At 46.7% G+C, this 17,535-nt stretch carries 16 protein-coding genes; 4 read left to right on the top strand and 12 right to left on the bottom strand.

Annotation, left to right across the window (positions count from 1 at the left end; translation table 11 throughout):
• Window positions 1-12: 12 nt before the first annotated feature.
• The 6 genes from MHH82_RS16815 to MHH82_RS16840 form a co-directional block, all read right to left on the bottom strand.
• A complete protein-coding gene (locus tag MHH82_RS16815; RefSeq protein ID WP_036660584.1) occupies window positions 13-639 on the bottom strand; it encodes a Yip1 family protein in 627 nt (208 codons plus the stop codon).
• A complete protein-coding gene (locus MHH82_RS16820) occupies window positions 636-2,096 on the bottom strand; it encodes a hypothetical protein (protein ID WP_036660585.1) in 1,461 nt (486 codons plus the stop codon). Before MHH82_RS16820 ends, MHH82_RS16815 begins: the two co-directional genes overlap by 4 nt.
• Before the next feature lie 18 nt (window positions 2,097-2,114).
• Window positions 2,115-2,978, bottom strand: coding sequence for a carbohydrate ABC transporter permease (locus MHH82_RS16825; protein ID WP_175495229.1), 864 nt, complete (start codon window positions 2,976-2,978; stop codon window positions 2,115-2,117).
• A 14-nt stretch (window positions 2,979-2,992) separates the two neighbouring features.
• A complete protein-coding gene (locus MHH82_RS16830; protein ID WP_015735535.1) occupies window positions 2,993-3,952 on the bottom strand; it encodes a carbohydrate ABC transporter permease in 960 nt (319 codons plus the stop codon).
• A gap of 20 nt (window positions 3,953-3,972) precedes the next feature.
• Window positions 3,973-6,864 carry an extracellular solute-binding protein gene (locus tag MHH82_RS16835; RefSeq protein ID WP_340966911.1) on the bottom strand — a complete coding sequence of 964 codons (2,892 nt, stop codon included), beginning with the start codon at window positions 6,862-6,864 and terminating at the stop codon, window positions 3,973-3,975.
• 96 nt (window positions 6,865-6,960) lie between these two features.
• The gene (locus MHH82_RS16840) at window positions 6,961-8,352 is read right to left on the bottom strand and encodes an ABC transporter substrate-binding protein (RefSeq protein ID WP_015735537.1); all 1,392 of its coding nucleotides are present in this window, start codon (window positions 8,350-8,352) and stop codon (window positions 6,961-6,963) included.
• A 301-nt stretch (window positions 8,353-8,653) separates the two neighbouring features.
• Here MHH82_RS16840 and MHH82_RS16845 point away from each other — a divergent pair, with 301 nt between their 5' ends.
• Entirely contained in the window at window positions 8,654-9,343 is a 690-nt protein-coding gene (locus MHH82_RS16845; RefSeq protein WP_340966914.1) for a response regulator transcription factor, read from the top strand.
• 390 nt (window positions 9,344-9,733) lie between these two features.
• Here MHH82_RS16845 and MHH82_RS16850 read toward each other — a convergent pair whose 3' ends face one another.
• Together MHH82_RS16850 and MHH82_RS16855 are read right to left on the bottom strand one after the other, a co-directional pair.
• Window positions 9,734-10,258 (bottom strand): phosphotransferase-like protein, encoded by a 525-nt coding sequence (locus MHH82_RS16850; RefSeq protein ID WP_036660588.1) that lies wholly within the window; start codon window positions 10,256-10,258, stop codon window positions 9,734-9,736.
• Window positions 10,259-10,436: 178 nt separating this feature from the next.
• The gene (locus tag MHH82_RS16855) at window positions 10,437-11,066 is read right to left on the bottom strand and encodes a uridine kinase family protein (protein ID WP_340966916.1); all 630 of its coding nucleotides are present in this window, start codon (window positions 11,064-11,066) and stop codon (window positions 10,437-10,439) included.
• Between the two features lie 164 nt (window positions 11,067-11,230).
• On the opposite strand from MHH82_RS16855, the gene MHH82_RS16860 reads away from it, so the two are divergent.
• Both MHH82_RS16860 and MHH82_RS16865 read left to right on the top strand, forming a co-directional pair.
• Window positions 11,231-11,689 (top strand): DinB family protein, encoded by a 459-nt coding sequence (locus MHH82_RS16860; RefSeq protein WP_251496260.1) that lies wholly within the window; start codon window positions 11,231-11,233, stop codon window positions 11,687-11,689.
• 249 nt (window positions 11,690-11,938) lie between these two features.
• Window positions 11,939-12,148 carry a hypothetical protein gene (locus tag MHH82_RS16865; RefSeq protein ID WP_036660591.1) on the top strand — a complete coding sequence of 70 codons (210 nt, stop codon included), beginning with the start codon at window positions 11,939-11,941 and terminating at the stop codon, window positions 12,146-12,148.
• A gap of 221 nt (window positions 12,149-12,369) precedes the next feature.
• Here the strand turns inward: MHH82_RS16865 and MHH82_RS16870 are convergent, their stop codons facing one another.
• The 3 genes from MHH82_RS16870 to MHH82_RS16880 form a co-directional block, all read right to left on the bottom strand.
• Window positions 12,370-13,239, bottom strand: coding sequence for a hypothetical protein (locus MHH82_RS16870; RefSeq protein WP_015735542.1), 870 nt, complete (start codon window positions 13,237-13,239; stop codon window positions 12,370-12,372).
• A gap of 208 nt (window positions 13,240-13,447) precedes the next feature.
• Window positions 13,448-14,377, bottom strand: coding sequence for a poly(ethylene terephthalate) hydrolase family protein (locus MHH82_RS16875; protein ID WP_340966918.1), 930 nt, complete (start codon window positions 14,375-14,377; stop codon window positions 13,448-13,450).
• 75 nt (window positions 14,378-14,452) lie between these two features.
• Window positions 14,453-15,355, bottom strand: coding sequence for an AraC family transcriptional regulator (locus MHH82_RS16880; RefSeq protein WP_251498794.1), 903 nt, complete (start codon window positions 15,353-15,355; stop codon window positions 14,453-14,455).
• A gap of 153 nt (window positions 15,356-15,508) precedes the next feature.
• Here MHH82_RS16880 and MHH82_RS16885 point away from each other — a divergent pair, with 153 nt between their 5' ends.
• On the top strand, window positions 15,509-16,420 hold the full coding sequence (locus MHH82_RS16885) for a DMT family transporter (protein WP_340966919.1): 912 nt from the start codon (window positions 15,509-15,511) through the stop codon (window positions 16,418-16,420).
• A 232-nt stretch (window positions 16,421-16,652) separates the two neighbouring features.
• On the opposite strand, the gene MHH82_RS16890 is transcribed toward MHH82_RS16885, so the two are convergent.
• On the bottom strand, window positions 16,653-17,438 hold the full coding sequence (locus tag MHH82_RS16890) for a copper amine oxidase N-terminal domain-containing protein (RefSeq protein ID WP_015735546.1): 786 nt from the start codon (window positions 17,436-17,438) through the stop codon (window positions 16,653-16,655).
• Window positions 17,439-17,535 lie beyond the last annotated feature (97 nt).

Consider the following 17,535-nt stretch of genomic DNA (forward strand, 5'->3'; position numbering starts at 1 on the left):
TTTTCCTCCTCCTTAAGTTCTCATGACGAATTCTTGATAGATGACGGATATAAAGGCCACGATCTGTTGGACCAAGCTGAAAAACAGCAAACTGATAAAAGCCATGAACCCCATGGCGACCAGGGTCAGCATCATAATTCCGATCGTTTTGGACGGGGAAAACTGATGTACGGTCATATTGCCGATAAACAGCAGATATACGAACCAAAGAACCGCAACGGAGTTGGAAAAATAATAGAAGGCGGTCTCTTGCAGCGAAACGAGATTGCTGAGCCAAATCCATGGAAATTGAATGATCACGAGCGGCATAAGCGCAAAGCAGGTCGACGTGAAAATTTCGACGAATTTGCCTTCTCCGTCCATCAAGGTCGTAAGCGACCAGTTGGCCACGCACCAGAACAATACCGGCACGATCACATACACGATTTCCATGAAGCTGTTCATGGTCTCCGGATTGTACACATGGACTAGAAAACCGCTGTACTGGCTCCCCAAAATGTTCGTAACGGCCACCAGAAACAATACGCAAAATGAAATGATCAACGTGAATTTTCGGTTGCGATCGTATTTCAGGTCCCAATAGCCTTCAAAGGGATGAACCATGAGATTTAGGGGGAATCGAATCCAATCCCTGCTCATGCGGAAGCCCCCTTTCTTCGTTCCTTCACTTTCCGAAGCCTTGCCGCGGCAAAAATACTGATTCCGGCTAAGAACAGCACGGTCATGATCAACGGAAAATGCTCTCTCATGACTTCTTTTCGATATAGCAGGAATGCTTTGGAATAGTTTTTCTGATCCAAACTGCGTTTAAAATGCTTCATGGCGTCCTTATAATCGCCTTGACGAAGCAAGGCTTTACCGATCCCCGCATAGGCAAAATCCAGATTGGCATTCATGGCGATCGTTCGATTAAACAACGCAAAAGCGGTTTCTTCCTCGCCACGGTAATAGCTTTTGACTGCTTCATTCAGCGTTCGCCCGTACTCGGTCGTTCGGAAGACGGTGATTTCGCCCAGCGCTTTATCCAGCACAAGAAAATCCTCGCCGATTCGATCGATGGCGGCCGGCGTATGAAACTGGCCCAATTGGTTCCCCAGCCCGCCGAATACGTACATCAGATGACCGTCCCCGTTGTAAGTGAACACCCGCCCTCGCTTGCCATCGAGAACGGAGTATATCTCGCTGTTTGTAACATCGATATCGATCAGCTTAGAAGGACCTTCGCTGCTGATGTAAAGAATGTCGCCCTGCGGGTCGGAATACCCTGTTCTTCGTAAAATGTCACTGCCTTGCGCGTTAAGCTTCTTAATGTTGTTCCCCCACTGGTCTCCGTTAGTGGCATAGATAAATCCTTCCGAGTCCATATCCAGATTCGTAAACTCCGTAGGCGTAAACATGACCATCTGGCTGCGCTGCGCTTTAGTCGAGATCTGCTTCCAGAAATATTCGATCGGATCGATATAAACGCGATTCGCGCCAATGAAAGTAGTAAACGCCCCTTCGGCGTTGAATTCCATGAACCCGTCAAACACGCCGCCAGCCATGACATAAATTCGCTGTGCATGGTCCATTACGACCCGCACGGGTTCGAATTTAAACGAATCCTGCAATAGTTCCGACTCCGGCGAATCGATGATCTTGACCAGCTGAAAATCCGCATCTAAGTGAACCACCCGCTTGTTACCCGTGTCCGCTACAAGCACATCGCCGTCATCCGTCACGAAAATCCCTTGCGGTTGAAGGAATGTATCCGGCTTGCCCTCTCTCGTGAAGGAATCCACGGTGGTTACCAGCTTTAGATCATGGTCCAGCACAACGATCCGATTGTTGCCTGAATCCAGTACGTATACGCGATTGTCGGCGGCGACGTGGAGATCGCTGGGCTCTTGGAAAGCTCCCGTCCCCAGGTCCGAGCCGCTGATCCATTCGGTCGCCACATAAGCGGCCGGCGCTGCGACGGCATCGCCCCAATAGGAATAATTGTAGGAGTCCGCGGCGCTCTCGGCGCTTACGTTCCCCGTTCCTGCGCCAACCCCCAATAAGCAGCAGATCAAGATGAGGAGAGGCGTTTTCAGTTTGCGCAAGCTGTTGATCAATCTGGTCATGCCTCCTTTCTAATCCTTCATCCCTGAAGTGGCCATCGTCTGCATGACGCTGCTCTGGGAGATGATAAAGAGCGTGATGGGAACGATCATCAGGAGCAAAGCAACGGCCGCGCCGACGCCGGCTCTTGCGATTCCGCCTTCCGTGATCTGTCCCAGCGCGAAGTGTAACGTCTTCAGATGCTCGCTGTATATAAAGCTGCCGCCATCGCTGCCCCAAAGCGCGGGAAATTGCAAAATCATAAGCGTCAGCCAGGCAGGCTTCACGTTCGGCATCACAATGGACCAGTAAATCCGATACTCGCTGGCCCCGTCAATTTTGGCCGCCTCGAGCAGCGCGTCGGGAATTTGCTCCATAAACTGCTTCATCAGGAACAGCCCGAGCGGAAAAGCCAAGGAAGGCACGATGATGGAGGCATGCGTATTGATCCACCCCAGCCAAGACATGACCATATAGTTCGGGATCGCCGTTACATGGGGCGAAAACATCAGGGCGAGCACCACGATGGAGAACAGCGCTTTCGAGCCAGGAAACCGGTATTTGGCCAGCGGATAGGCTGCCGCGGACGCCAGCAGGATATGTCCGGCCGTTCCAATGATGGTGATCAATAGCGTGTTTGCGAAATAGCGCGATAAGGGTACCCAGGAATTCCCCATTAACACCATCAAGTCCAGGAAATTATCCATCGTCGGATTGTTTACGAAAAACCGCGGAGGGAAAATGAACAATTCGTCCAGCGGCTTGAATGCGTTGTTCACCGCGTAAATCAAGGGCAATGCCATGAAGGCTCCGAACAAGGCGAGCAGCGCAAACAGCAAAATGCTAACGGGCAAAGAACGGTTCAGCGTTCTCGGCAGCCGGAAATATCGAATCATTTTCGCAGCCAACGTTACTCACCTATCTTTCTCAACATTTTTTGCGTTAACTTGTTGGTCCCTACCATCAGCAGGAACAGGAACGTCGCAATGGCTGATGCGTAGCCGAGTTCAAAGCGGATCGTGCCGAAATCCATCAGATGGGTTACGATCGTGTGCGCCGCATAGTTAACGCTCGGAAACCCGGCTAGCGCGATGGAGATATCCGCGACCGCGAATGCGGTTGTAATCTGCATGACGGCCCCGAACATCAGCTGCGGCCTCATGGACGGCAGCGTAATATACCAGAGCTCCTGCCATCGATTTTTAATGCCGTCCATCGCCCCGGCTTCGATCAACGACTTGTCGATCGTTTGCAGACCGGCGATAAAAGCCAGAAAGCTGGTGCCCAGGCTGAGCCAAAGCTGTACGATAATCACGATCCATAGAATATAGTTTTCATTCAGAAGCCATTGAATCGGTTCCAAGATAAAACCGGCTTTCATAAGAAATCCGTTTAAATACCCGTAGCTGTCACCGGAAAAGATGATGAGCCAAATGAAATAAACGTTTCCCGATATGGAAGGCGCATAAAAGACCAGCGTCATGAACGCCCGCACTTTGGGCGACAGTTCATTGATGATCCATGCGAATACAAAGCAGGCGATATAACTGACAGGACCGGTTACGACTGCAAACATCAAGGTGTTTTTCAAGGCGATCATAAAGATATCGTCATTCAGAAATAGTCTCGAATAGTTTTGCCAACCGACGAACCTCGGAAATTCCAGCATGTTAAAGTAAAAGAAGCTTAGGGCAAAGGAAAAGACCACCGGAATGACCGTAAACAGAAAGAAAATAATCATATACGGACACATCAGCAAATAGTAGTGCTTGCTGCGTTTCAACTCACTCATGAAGGAAACCCAACGGCTGTTCCTCTGCACATTCGATTTGGGGCTCTTCACGGTTTGAATTCCTGGTTCTCCTTGCATCGTCTACCGCACCTCCCCTGTTAATATGGCAAATTGAACTCCTTCCGCTTGATCTCGATTTCATCGTTAATGTACAAAATATAATCGGACAAGGCTTCTCGCGGATTTTCGCTGGCATTCACTACTTTTCTAAACGCATTGTCCAAATGCCTGCCCGTGAAATATCCTCCTGGCACTTGCGGAATTCCTCGCACCCATCTCCATTGGTTATTCAAATTTCGGTAATCCTTCACCGGCCATGGCAGCTCCTCCAGCGCTTCGATGTTGGCCGTCGGATAGCGGGCCGCCTCACCCATCAAGCCTTCCATCTCTCGTCCATACGCAATTTGCGTATCCTTGCCGGTCCACCACTTCAGAAATTCCCAAGCGGCCTCTTTGCTCTTCGAATTCTGAAGCAGCATGACGGCGGTCGTATGGCTGGCAACCTCGTGGTTTACGGTGCCGTCCCCGCGTTCAGTGCCCGGCACGATCGTGAAATCCCACAGTCCCTTAATCTCGGGGGCCATAACCGTCAGCATGTTGTACGTCGTGTAATCCGCAATCCCGATCGGCATCTCTCCGGTCCGGAAACGGTTCGGAAAATCCGCTTGAAGCGGGAACTTGTAGCTGGTATAGAACTGCGTCCACTTCTTGAAGGCTTCCATGGAGATGTCGGAATCGAGCGCGCTCTTCGTATCGTTATCGCGGTAGAACTGCCCGCCGTTCTGGTACAGCAGCATCGCGAACGTCGCATTCGGGACCAGGCTTGCATTGGTGGCTTCCAGCGGCAAATAAAATTCCATGTTGTGCTTCTGAAGCACGGATATCATGTCATAGATTTCTTGCCAGGTAGCGGGCGGCTTTAAACCAAGTTCCTCCAAAATATCTTTCCGATAGAACAACATCGGGAAGGTTTGCTGCTCAGGCAAGGCGTACACCCCGCCGTTATATTTGTAAGGCTCCAGCCCGCTATCGCGGAACCGGGTGGCCACCTGCTCGAAATCATTGAATTTCGTCAAATCGGCAGCAGCGCCCCTCATCGCGTAGTTGACCGGCACATCCTCGCCGATTTGCATGGCGACATCCGGACCCTCTCCGGCAAGCGTAGCTGGCAGAAGGATATTTCCCGGAACAAGCCGGAGATGCACCGGAATGCCCGATTCAGGCGTAAACGTGTCGTCGATCAATGCTTTCAGTACTTGGGCCTGATCGCGTCCGGTCGTTACCCAAACGGTAATGGCGTCTTCTTCATCGCCGGCGTTGCCGATCGTGTCATAGTCTTCCGTGTATGAAGCCACGTAAGCGCCTAGCTCATGGCCCGTTATCTCGAGAAACGACGCGTCCGGTTTGGGCAGCTTGCGGTCCGGCGAGTGAATGATAAGGTAATCGAGCGAGATGGGCTGCTCTTTAATCTGCAGCATCCAGGTTCCCAGACCGCCTACGTTCACTTTATACGTATCCAAGCGCTTCGCGACGGTTTCGGGATTATCGGCAAGCTCGTTCAGCTGGTGCACCATCGAATGCAGGACGGCTACCTTGTCGCTTCGCTCGCCCGTAGCCTCTTCCAGGTAATCGGCCACGCTCTGAATGATTTCGGCCTGCTCGGCGAACACCTCCACCATATCCGGAATCCGCTTCTCCAATTGATAATCGCGGAACGGGTCCGGCGTATTGGAGGTGATCATCAATATTTTCCGGTACATTTCATTCAGTTCCAGCACGCTGGATTCAATCGTTTGCAAGAGAGGCGCAATCTCGCCAAGAGACACCATCATTCGGATCCGGTGCGTGCCTTTGGTGAAATGGAATAGATAAGGCTCTTCCACTCCCAGCACATTCATCTGCCAATCGCGGTCGTAATGAAAGCGGATTCGTTTCATTTCCTGAAAGGGAAACTCCCCGTCAATCATAAGGCTGCGGGTGGCGAATACGCCGCGGAGCTGGTCCTGCTTTTGCTTTAAGGCGATTTGGTATAAACCGTCTTCTTCCACTTCGAACTCCCATTCGATCCATTGCCCAGGCAGCTTCCAGTTGACGCCTCCGATGGTGTTGACTCTGATTTTGGAAACGTCGTACGGCACCACGGTCGGGCTGGATCTGTCGGATGTTGGATACAAGGTCGGCGACGATTTCCGCTTGGCGTCCTCCGCTTGGATCAGAATGTACTGATCCCGGCTCGGTTCCAAGCCCTCGGACTCATATTCATTCGCCAGCTCCTCGTACGTTCTCAAGGCATGATCCTGGTAGAGCTCGATATAATCAATGGCCATCGGCTCCCGCAAGGACGTTAGCGTAAGCTTCTGCTTGCCCCTGTCAAAATAAAAGGAATACGGCTCATCATAATAGCCATACCGATCGGAGAGCGGCGCAAGCTGCCATGAAGGCTTTTCGACCTGCCTTGGCCGCAGATCGTTTCCCCGGTTATCCTGCCTGATTTCTTCGTCCCGATTTCCCCATACCCTGTCGAATAGCACGATATCCGCACCTTTGAAAGGCACCTCGTCATTGATAGAGAACTGTCTTTCGATCGCCGAACTCTTCCCTTCAATCGGATAATAGCGAATTCGGACATGATATAAGCCTGGCTCTTCCACGTTCACGTTCCAGGAGATGGAACCCGTCTCTGGCGTGATCACGGATTTGCCTTCGGAACGGTGTAATTTCTCCGCGATCTCGAATCCCTTCCCAGCGGTTGATACAAAAGACTCGCCTTCGATGCGGACAATGCGGTCCGGACGATTTGCCGATGCATGGGCTTCTAAATACTGGCTGTACCCGTCCTGCCCTTCCGTTTCCGTGATCGCTTCAAAGTCGGCGGTCGCTTGAACGGTGCCTTGGTTTGTCGATTTCGAAGGGTAGAAGGCCCATAGAGACAAAAAAAATAGGACGATGACAAGTATGGCGCTGCCGAAACGCTTGTTCCTGGTGTTCAATTTCTCTCCCTCCCACACGGTTAATCCATCCAATGATCGCCCCTGCCGCAGCAATGAGCTCCGCAGGGACGATCGGTCTTCGGCTAATATTCAAGGTCAAGGACCATATACTTCGTCGATGGCCGCTTGAAACGTTGACTTATACTTCTCAACAACGGTGGAAACGGATATCCCTTCATTCAGCTCCCCGACGAAATCGTAGTACTTCAAATTCGGGAATGTATTGTGGTCAAGAATAATCATATTTGGCGCCACCATCTTGGCGTTGTTCAAGTCATCTTCATTCGAGAATATCGTTTCGTACGAGCCTTGGTCCGGATAATCGTATACGGAATCAATGTCGTTGATTTTCTCCCAGATATACAGCAACTGTTCCGGATTTTCGACTGCTTTCGGAATGGTAAGCGCCTGGAAGAGTGCTTCGGCAGAGTGGTATTCCGTTGCGTTCGGCCCTTTTGGAAAAGGTACGAAACCGATGTCGTAATCCGGCATATCCGTCTGCAAGCCGCTCATCTCATAGAGGGCACCGGCGTACATTAATGTATTGCCTTGACGAAAAAATTGCCCTGGCTCCGTCCAGTCGCCGCCCTCGGTAGGTCTTGCTATTTTCTCGGTAGCAATACGAGAAATGAATTGAAGTGCATCCAATGTTGCAGGATCATCGAGATTTTGCTTATCTTCTTTGGTCAGCCCCGTATTGTTGGAATACAAGGCATGGTCCATGAGAGAGGAGTTTGCTAGCCCCCAAGTGTCCAGCTTGCCATCGTTGTTCGTATCTTTGTTGGCTTCCTTAGCCACTTGGATGAATGTTTCCCAGTTCCAGTTATCTTCGTTCACGTACTCTTGAAGCGGCTTTAAGCCAAGCTGGTTCATAAGTGTACGATTGTAAAAGATGCCTTGAACCAGATTTGCCTGGTTTTCGGTAAACCCATACCCCCTGCCTTTATACGTGTAGTATTCCTTCGTAACCTTTTGATTAAAGGCGATGGGGTTCTGGGTGTATTCGTCGATCGGCCAAAGCAGATCCTGTTTAACCAAGGTAGGCACCGTATAGGTTTTGCCAAGTCGAACGATATCGCCGATCGGCTCACCGGCTATCAGGGAAGCGGTAACTTTCTCTTGGTACTCGCCATAATCGATCGCCACGTACTCCACTTTAAAATTATGCTTTTGCATCAGGTCTTCAAGGTTCTTCTTGCGCTCGATATTGTCCGGGGTATCCTCCGGAATCGTCATATCCCACCAAGAGACGATTTTGATGGTCTTGCCGCCTAAATCAAAATCCATATCCGGCGTTCTGTAGACTTCTTCCTCGCCGCTGTTTTCGGTCTCGTCCGTTCCCTTCGACGTCTCGTTTTCAGTGCCGCTATTCGTCTCCGATTCCACGGTTTCTTGGTTGCCGCTGCTTGGGCTGCCTGAGCCTCCGCTGCAGGCTGCAAGCAGCAGCGCCAATCCTAATAACAGAACCATTAATTTGCGAACACGCATCTTTAATCCCCCTCAACGATTGATGTTTGGTCCATATTCATCCAAAGTTTAGCGCTTACATTTCCATGCAACAACCTGGGGAAATCGGGATGTTCAACCTGTGAAACGCTAGATAGCCAGCTTGTTCTGCGGCATGTTCACCGATCTTTATAACCCAGCTATGAAAGAAGTAAAGAACGGCTAGCTATGCAAAGAAAAGCACATTGTAAAGAACGGGATCGGGGCAACATAATGTAAGCGTAATCATTTTGAATGATATTCCGTTTAAGGAAATGTACGGGGGGGAGTCAACATATCTAAGATGCTATATATCAATCTGAGTTGCTATTCCGAAAGCGACATGCTTCGCCTGCAGGATTGGGGCAAATGCGGGATCAACATGGACTTCTGCGAACATGATTGCGACGCATCGCTGCATCTCATTGAGGAGAATGGCTATTCGCTGGCCGTCATCAACATGAACGGCAAACCTAAAGAAGGGTTGGAACTGTGCGGTCGGATCCGGAGGATAAGCCGATTGCCCATCATCGTCATCGAGGATGCCATGAAATTTGCCGTTATTCGAAAAGCGCTGCAGCTTCAGGTCAGTGATTACTTGCCGAGCACGTTGCCGGCTGAGGAACTGGTGAAGAGCGTAGCAGCTATAAAGGCGAACCATCACCGCACTGAGGATGACGTGATCCACAGAGTGAAGGAATATGTAGGAAAAATGCTTCACGAAAATATTACCCTGAAAGACTTATCGAGCAAATTCCATTTCAACCGCTCCTATCTTGGTCAAAAGTTCAAGAACCATGAAAATATGAGTTTTAACGAATATTTGCTCATCCAGCGCATGGAAAGAGCGAAAATATTGCTGGAGCAAACGGATCTCAAGGTTTACGAAATTGCGTATGAGGTGGGCTATACGGAAATCGACTGGTTCTATAAGCGATTTAAATCCTATACCGGCGTAAGCGCGAACGAATATCGGAAGATGGTCGCCTCCTAACGCCAAAAGTCCTTGGTTATCCAAGGACTGTCCCCCTTTGACCGGCCGTTTTGATGCTGCCAGGCTTTGACACCGGGACCCACCCAGGGGTTGTCCGTACATCGAGTTGGGGATACACAGTACGTTCGAGTTGGCAACGGCTTGCCAAGCATGTCAACTAGAGCGTCGTGACTGTTTTATGTTATTAACGCCTGCAGATGAGAGCAATAATTTCATAACTTTATGCGTCTGTCGTTTATTATTTGACTTTTTAGGGGGCTACATAAACTACAGAATAGTACATTTCGGTTCGTATTGTTTCTTTCAGAGTACTAATCTAAAAAGGCAACTGATCGCTCTGACCAGCTGCCTTTTCTTTATTTACTTTCGTTTCCCGTGAGCGTAACATGATTAATATTCGAACCTACCGTGCAAACATTTTAGAATCGAATCTGCACATTCTTCTGAAGAATTTACGTGTGTGTTGACAGTACAGTCGTACTGTATATCTTTTGCCATCAATTTGTCTTGCCAGTCTGATTGATCTTCAGCTCTATCTCCACGTTCAATATTTCTTTGGCGACAAATTTCCAAGGGACAAAACACTTCAACCATATAAAAGGGGTACCCAGCAAATATGTCCTTAACTTTTTCATAATGCGGCTTTAACTCAGGTCTTTCTACCAAGATGCCATCGATAAGCACATTTTTACCATGGTCAGAAAATAGTTTGGCGGTATGATACATCATAATAATGGCATCACTTAAATATTTCCAATAATCTTCTCGAAGATAGTGATCGCCAATTGTATTTTCAAAAAGATCGTTTGCAACAACATAATAAAACTCGTTCGATTTTAATTGAATAGCGTCTACAATAGATGTTTTTCCTGAACTGGTTACTCCGTTCAAAAACACGATTTTCCCTTTACTCATCTCTAATTCCCCAATTCGTTCAATTTAATTACAGTTTAACAGTTTCAACGTATAAACAGGATTGAGAAAACAATTATAATTGAACTATGAGTAATGAAAATGAAGCAGCTGCCAACCGGCAAACTGCTCCATCTGTTTTCCTCAACTATCGTTTCCCATTAGTTCAGATAAGTAAAATCTAAATAACATTAGATTCATTGTTTACCACTATTATATCGAATGTTTTCGGTGGACGCAGAACTGTAAAATAGTAGTCCTCAGCCGAGTCCCATCGAAGATGCCAATCCAAATCGTCGGTACCCTCCCTAATATCATGCCTATGACGGCGAATTTCGGGTGGTACATCCACAAGTACTGTAAGATGGTTAACATCGGGTAGTTCAAGGAGGGAGCTATAAATACCATCAAGGATAATTACCTTTGAAGGCTCAATCGTCACCAAGTTCGATCCCAAGCTGTTGCCAGATAAAAAGTAATAAGGATAGTATTGGGCTTTCCTACCTTCTAACAGAGGCAATAATGCTTCATTAAGCATACGTTGCCAGTCAATACAACGACGGCATTTTTGCTCCAATGAGTATGTATCCCAATCGTTGTCAGGGACAGTTGCATCAAAAAAGTCATCGCAGTGAATCACTGCTGCACCTAACTGCGAGGTTACCCCAGCAGCAAGTGTAGATTTGCCTGCCCCACTTCCTCCGTCCAATGAAACTACTAAAGGATATTTATCATTCATATGGAGATTAATTGCAGAAACAATTGACTGAACGGCATTAAATGAATTTTGTGACAAATGGCTCTTTTCCAAATTTAACACTTCCAAACTTTCAAAGGGATTTTAAGCTAGTTTCTACCGATTTCCTCCCATTCACTTGAGATTCCGTTGTTCCCGTCCATATATTAAGTTATAATGAACCTCTATGATGATAGATATTCAACTTATACTTATTCTATCTTGCTACCGGAGGAATTATGAAACTAGTTGCTTTTTTTCCTTATCGAAATGATGTAAGGAAGATCCTGATCCCTTATTTAAACCAATTGACGGAAGAACAGTGGTATGCAACGCATCCCGATCATCCCAACTCTATCGCCTGGATCGTTGAGCACATCGCGCGCAGCGAAGACGAGTGGATTAACGTGATTAGTTCTAAGGGAAAATGTCAACTTCCGCAGTCTTTGGAGCACTCGCAGCAAATTTTACAGGCCTATATCGACATTCGGAACCAAACGGAGTTCAAGCTCAATTCCATGGTTTACGATGAATATGAACCAGCCATACAGCTCCCTCGTTTTTCAGACGGTTGGGAACCGCCTTCGGCGCCGACACTGCGATGGATTTTCCATCATGTTTTCGAGCATGAGTCGTACCATGTCGGTCAAATCGGCGTCATCGCACGTTTGAACGGATTCTCCGGTCCCCTCTTCTGAACGTAAAAACCATTTTGTCTTATAATGGTAAAGCCCGTTGCTACCCAACATCGGACTAATCCACCACTGCTTCATCTGATTTCTCATCAGGAAAATGATGCTGAAAATGACTTTCCGACTCTCCTTCTTCGACAGTTCACTTTAGCTTATCCAGACCTTCAAGTTCCGGAAGGCCCGCTTCTCAACGTTTCTAGAATAAGATGATTTATATTCAGTGGTTGTTAAAGTTAAGGAAGGTGAAAAATAGCCATGCGTAAAAAAGGTAGGAACGTAACAGGTATTGTATTGGCCGTAATTTACTGTGTTGTTCTTTTTGAGATTTTAATTGATGCACCCCCTGGTGAAGCTCCAAATAATCCGCCTTGGGCATACGCAATGATTCCACTTGGAGCTGTTGCAATCACCTTTCTCTTTGATTATGTGATCAAGTTCGATTTCTTCAAAAAAAAGAAAGAGTGAATGGGATGCGATAAATGACAAAATTAAACATGGATAACACATTTTGCGGAGTTCTCCTTTGATTGTTGAACTACCCGGATCGATGATGCTTGCTATGCCGAAACTCCCACTATGGTTTTTTAGCCCATGTTCTTGTGCCGCGGCAATCCTTGAACATATACCGTTAAAGGACAAGACCCCTTTCCCGCACTTGCCCCTTTTCGCCTATCACCTATCCAATGTTACCAGGACGAGAGCTCTGTTCTTTTCCACTTGTTTTCGGTAACGCAAACATATACATAATCGTCGTCCCATGCTATCTGACCCTGACTACAGGCAACTGTGGATGAAGCAGGCGTAAATTTGTCCCGGATTCGAAGCATATCCCCGTTTACATCTAACTTGGTATCGGGGTCATTCGTACCTAAACCGACATTACCGCTGCTGCGCTTTATGGTTAGCGGGGAATCAACGACGTTGCCGTCATCGTCATAACGAACGAACTGCATGTCGGCTCCGGAATTGTCCCCCGGTTCTTCGGAACTATCTGCCCGAAGGGCCCATCTCGTTATCGTCTCATTTTCCTTGCCGGCTACACTGAACTGGATATCCCGGTTAGTCCCTTTTTCCCCTGCGACTCGCAATATGCCGTTCATTACATTGAAGTTGGAAGAATGCGTACGAATCTCGCTAACGTCAGTATCGTAAGGAATTTCAAACCGGGTAAACAGTTGGTTCGGATATTCCCCCGTTGGCGACATCGTCGTCTCGAATGAGATATGCTTATGGTCGTGCTGATCAGGATTGTTAGCCTTGTCATGCGATATGATCGCCGTTTTGTTCATTCCCTTCTCGTCGAGCCACACGATTGCAGGTTTAGCCCTTTCCGCCGTCCATTGAAGCCGAATCAGATCAGACTGATGCCCTTCTTCCTCAACCCACCTCTGATCAGTAGACATATGCAGTCGGTCATTATGTGGTACGCGAATATTGTTATCGGATTGTTTGAGTTCGCTTAGGGTGATCTCCGATTCTTGTTTCTGAACGGTACAGCCAATGCCCAACAAGCAGATGCCGCCTACTATCATCATAATCGTCCTAATGTACTTCAAAGCGTTTCCCTCCGTTGTCGTAAATTCGAACTTGTTACGTAATAAGACTGATCGTATTATATTCAACAGAGGTCGTATACCCATTTCATCAAACTTCCCGGAAAAATGATTCTTTTCGTCTATACAATCAAAAGAGCACTCCGCCAGAGAGAAAGTCCTATAAATTACACGAACATAATCCCACGAGGGATATAACCGAACATGATTGTTATGGATTCACGAATGTATGATCATCCATATTAGCTTGTTCAACGTCCACCCAATTTGCATTATGCATCATCTCGGAAGAATCCCCATGAAATGCCTTCATGGCTTCCTGATCATCAAACAGCCGATATCTCATCCAAGCCGTCAAGTACCCCCGATGATTGCCACCATTACCTTCAATCGCTGTATGAGCAGCACCTTTCGCCATCCCCATCATAACTGGCGTGCTTGCATGAGTATTATGTAAGGCTAATTGATTCGTTGATACCGGTGATATTATGAAATCTCGTGTACCTCCCATAATGAGAAAAGGAACGGTAATACGTGCTGTATCGTACACATCTTCCGGATCACAATGCTTCAAATCCGGGAGAGCGATGGAAACAACCGTCTTAATCAACGATCCACTTTTATAGTTGGTATGTGCATTAATGACCCCTGTAGCCCCTTGTGAATGTCCAGCTACACCAATATGTTCCATTTGTATTTTTTGATAAAACAAGCTGTTTGCTTGTTCGTTTTCATTTTTCAAATAATCAATAGCCTCCACAATTTCTTTGCCTGTTCCTGTTGTCTTGCTGTACGAATCTATTACTATGAATCCCCAGCTAGCTAGATGAGTTAAGAGCTCATCATAACGATCTGGCGTGGCATCTGTTCCATTCCCCCATGAAATAATAGGATAGGATTCGTCTTCTTGAAATGCCGGGTAGTATAGTCTAAATAAAGCCTCCCCGCTCATTCTCTTAACTTCTTCTACCTTTACATGATAGCTTCCTTTCTGCGCATACCGCTGCTCAATGCTTCCATCCGCAAGTTCTGGTACATTTGAATGAATGATAATTTGCATGAAAATTGTTATTGGAACTGCAACGATCATGATTAAAGCTGACAACCATAAAATCCACTTGCGTTTCTTCAGAACCGACATATACGTGACCTCACGATAGACTACCGATTTCTCTATCGTCCTCTCAGTTAAAGTATGAAACTGAATGGATATACGTTAAACTTTGGACTGTTTCATTTCAGCTCTATGCTTTCGAAAATCTTTGGGTGTTCTTTCGTGGTACTTTTTAAAAGACTGAATAAAATGATTGACATGATTGAAGCCTACCCTGCGGGCGATCTCGGTTATGGTGTCGTCCGTTGATATTAATAATTCGCTGCTTTTCTTTATCCGGTACTTGATCAGGTACTCGTAGGGGGTCATATGAACCGTTTTTTTAAAACATCGGGTGCACTCCGAGATGCTCAGATGCGCAACATCGGCAATTTCTTGCAGCGTTACAGGAAACGAGTAGTTTTGATGTATGAAGCTAAGCATGAATTGCAGTCTCTCCTGTTGCCGCTTCACGTGTTTTGGTGCTTCCACGGGAGAGACCGACATATTGGAGATCAAGATGTACCATAGCTGAACGGTTTGAATCGAAATCTCATATTCCCATCCCCAGCTTTTTTTTATATTAAACTTCTTTCTCATTTCCCAAAGCAGGTCCAATACCTGCTTCTCCCACTCCGCATCTCCTGTGATCACGAGCGAAACGAAAGAAGAATTGGTAAAAGGGAGCACATAATTTTTTTCCATGGCACTGTCCGCGTGGAAGGCGAGCAGTTTCTCAGGAAAATTGAAACTCACATATTGACCGTCATGCGTTAGCTGCGTCGCCACATGAAGAACTCCCTTGTTGATCAGAATCGCCTGGCCGGTTTCCAGCTCATGATCCATCCCATTTACTTGAATACTCAGTTTTCCTTTCGTCACCAACGTGATCTGCAGATCTTCGTGCCAATGCAGATCGTTGAATCCTCTGCCTTCGGGAATGCTTTTATGAAGCGTATGCGTGTACATGATATAAGGAAACGAATCGTCGGGATACAAAATAGTTTCATGCAGCGGCTTAGCGATTCCAACTAGCTCCTTTCTATGACGATATATCTATATTATTGAAGGATATAATTACACAATCCAATATTATACGATGATATTATTATATCATGAATTTGGCTTATCACTAGCCTGTGCACAGACGATCGGATAGGCCCTCTTGGAGGGTAATCATTGAAAAGATATAAATTACAGTTACAGCTTCATCCGTATATCCTGCTTTTTATCGCCATTCTGTCGGTGTCCGTATCTTCGATCATGATTAAATCATCGGACACGCCAACCGCTGTAGCCGGTATGTACAGACTTTATCTATCGGCACTCATCATGCTTCCGTTTGTCCCCTGGAAAACGCTCCGCTCCTCAAAACTGGACTCGAAGGATTGGAGAACCGTTTTTTTGGCCGGCCTGCTTCTGGGATTGCATTTCCTGTTTTGGATGGAGTCGTTGGTATATACCTCCGTGGCGAGTTCCATGGTAATCCTGGCGCTACAGCCTTTGTTTGTGATGATCGGTTCGTACTATATGTTTAGGGAACGAGCGAGTGTGTTGACCGTTCTCTGCTTGGTTGCCGCCTTGTTTGGCTCGCTTATTATCGCTTGGGGAGATGTTGGAGTTTCAAGAGAGGCATTGATCGGGGACGGTTTGTCACTGATAGGAACCATACTGGTGTCGGCTTATATGCTGGTCGGACAGAAAGTGAGCCAAAAAATCAATGCGAATCTATACAGTGTTGTCGTCTTCTTTACTGGGGGGAGTGTCCTGCTCGTCTACAGTTTGTGGAATCACAATTCTTTGACCCATTACAACGCTTCGGATTGGACATACTTCCTTCTGCTTGCGATCATTCCCACGATCTTTGGCCAATATGTTTTCAACGTGCTGCTCAAGTCCATTGGTGCAACAACGGTTTCCGTAGGCATTATCGGCGAACCCGTTTTGGCCATTATGCTGGCTTATCTGTTGTTGGGAGAAACGATCTCCGCATTTCAATTTGTAGGTGGAATGATTACGCTGCTGGGCATGCTGACATATTTTTGGCTGCAAACCCTAAGATATTCAGCTCACAAAAATCTTTCGCATTGATCAGTGTATGCAGTATTAGTCCATCGGTAGAATGTAACTAACCAGCATCCTCCATATGGAATAGGATACAATGCATCCCTTACTGTTGCATGAGGTATAACATTATTAAGCTGCTCGTTAGCTCGAACACAAACAGCCGATCCACGTGGATCGGCTGTTTTTAAAACCTACTGTAATAATATCATGCAACGACATCTTAATTCTTCTGCCATATTCCTGTTCTTGTCCTGTATTATGGCTCTATAATTTGTCTGCCCACGTTCACATCGTCTACCTTCCATTGGTTATCAACCAATTTATAGAATACAAAACGATCAACAAGCTCAAGATTGATAGGACCGCTTTCAAAGTAAGCCGATTGGTGCATTCTCGCCGCTGTGGTACTACTGTAAGTAATATCGGCCTTTTTTGTTAGTATAGCGTTATTTTTAATGCCATTACTGTGAATAATCTTGTTTATAAATGAGTCCGTGAAATAAGGTCTGAAATGTGTTCGGATTTGGGAATAGCTTGATAGATCGGTGGCTTCATTTATCTTTTCATTCAGTACGTTTATTCTCTCTTGACTCATTCTCCAAGGCTTCTGCGGCTCTGTATGGATAAAGACCTGTTGCAGACCGATCGTAATGGTTGTTTTTCGTTCTTGTTTGGACCACAGCGCCGTTCCGCCAAAAGCTTCAGCAAAAACACGTGCGGGCACATAAGTCGTTCCATGATCGATTTTTGCTGGCACATCAAGGCTGAAAGCAGCGTTATTTAATAAAGCTGTGCGAGAGTTCACACGCAGCAATAGCTCTCGTTTGCCACGAATAATCGTAATGCTTTTTTTTGCCTGGTTCCAAGTTACTTCTGAATTGAATTTCTCTGAAACAGCACGTAATGGAATCAGCATTCGTCCATTTTCGATTTTCCCATTGTCAACCGTATTCGAAAAATTATCGGCGAAGCTTATCGCTGGATTACCGATTAGTAAGGTACACACTAAAGAAAATGTTAGTGCGAGTATTGTTTTTTTCATAGATGACTCCTCCCACGGTTCGATTATATCCTTGACCCTAACTCAATCCTTGTTATTTTAAAACAAACCCCTCCAGCAATTTACGCCGGAGGGATCA

This window comes from Bacillus sp. FSL K6-6540 (assembly GCF_038007545.1).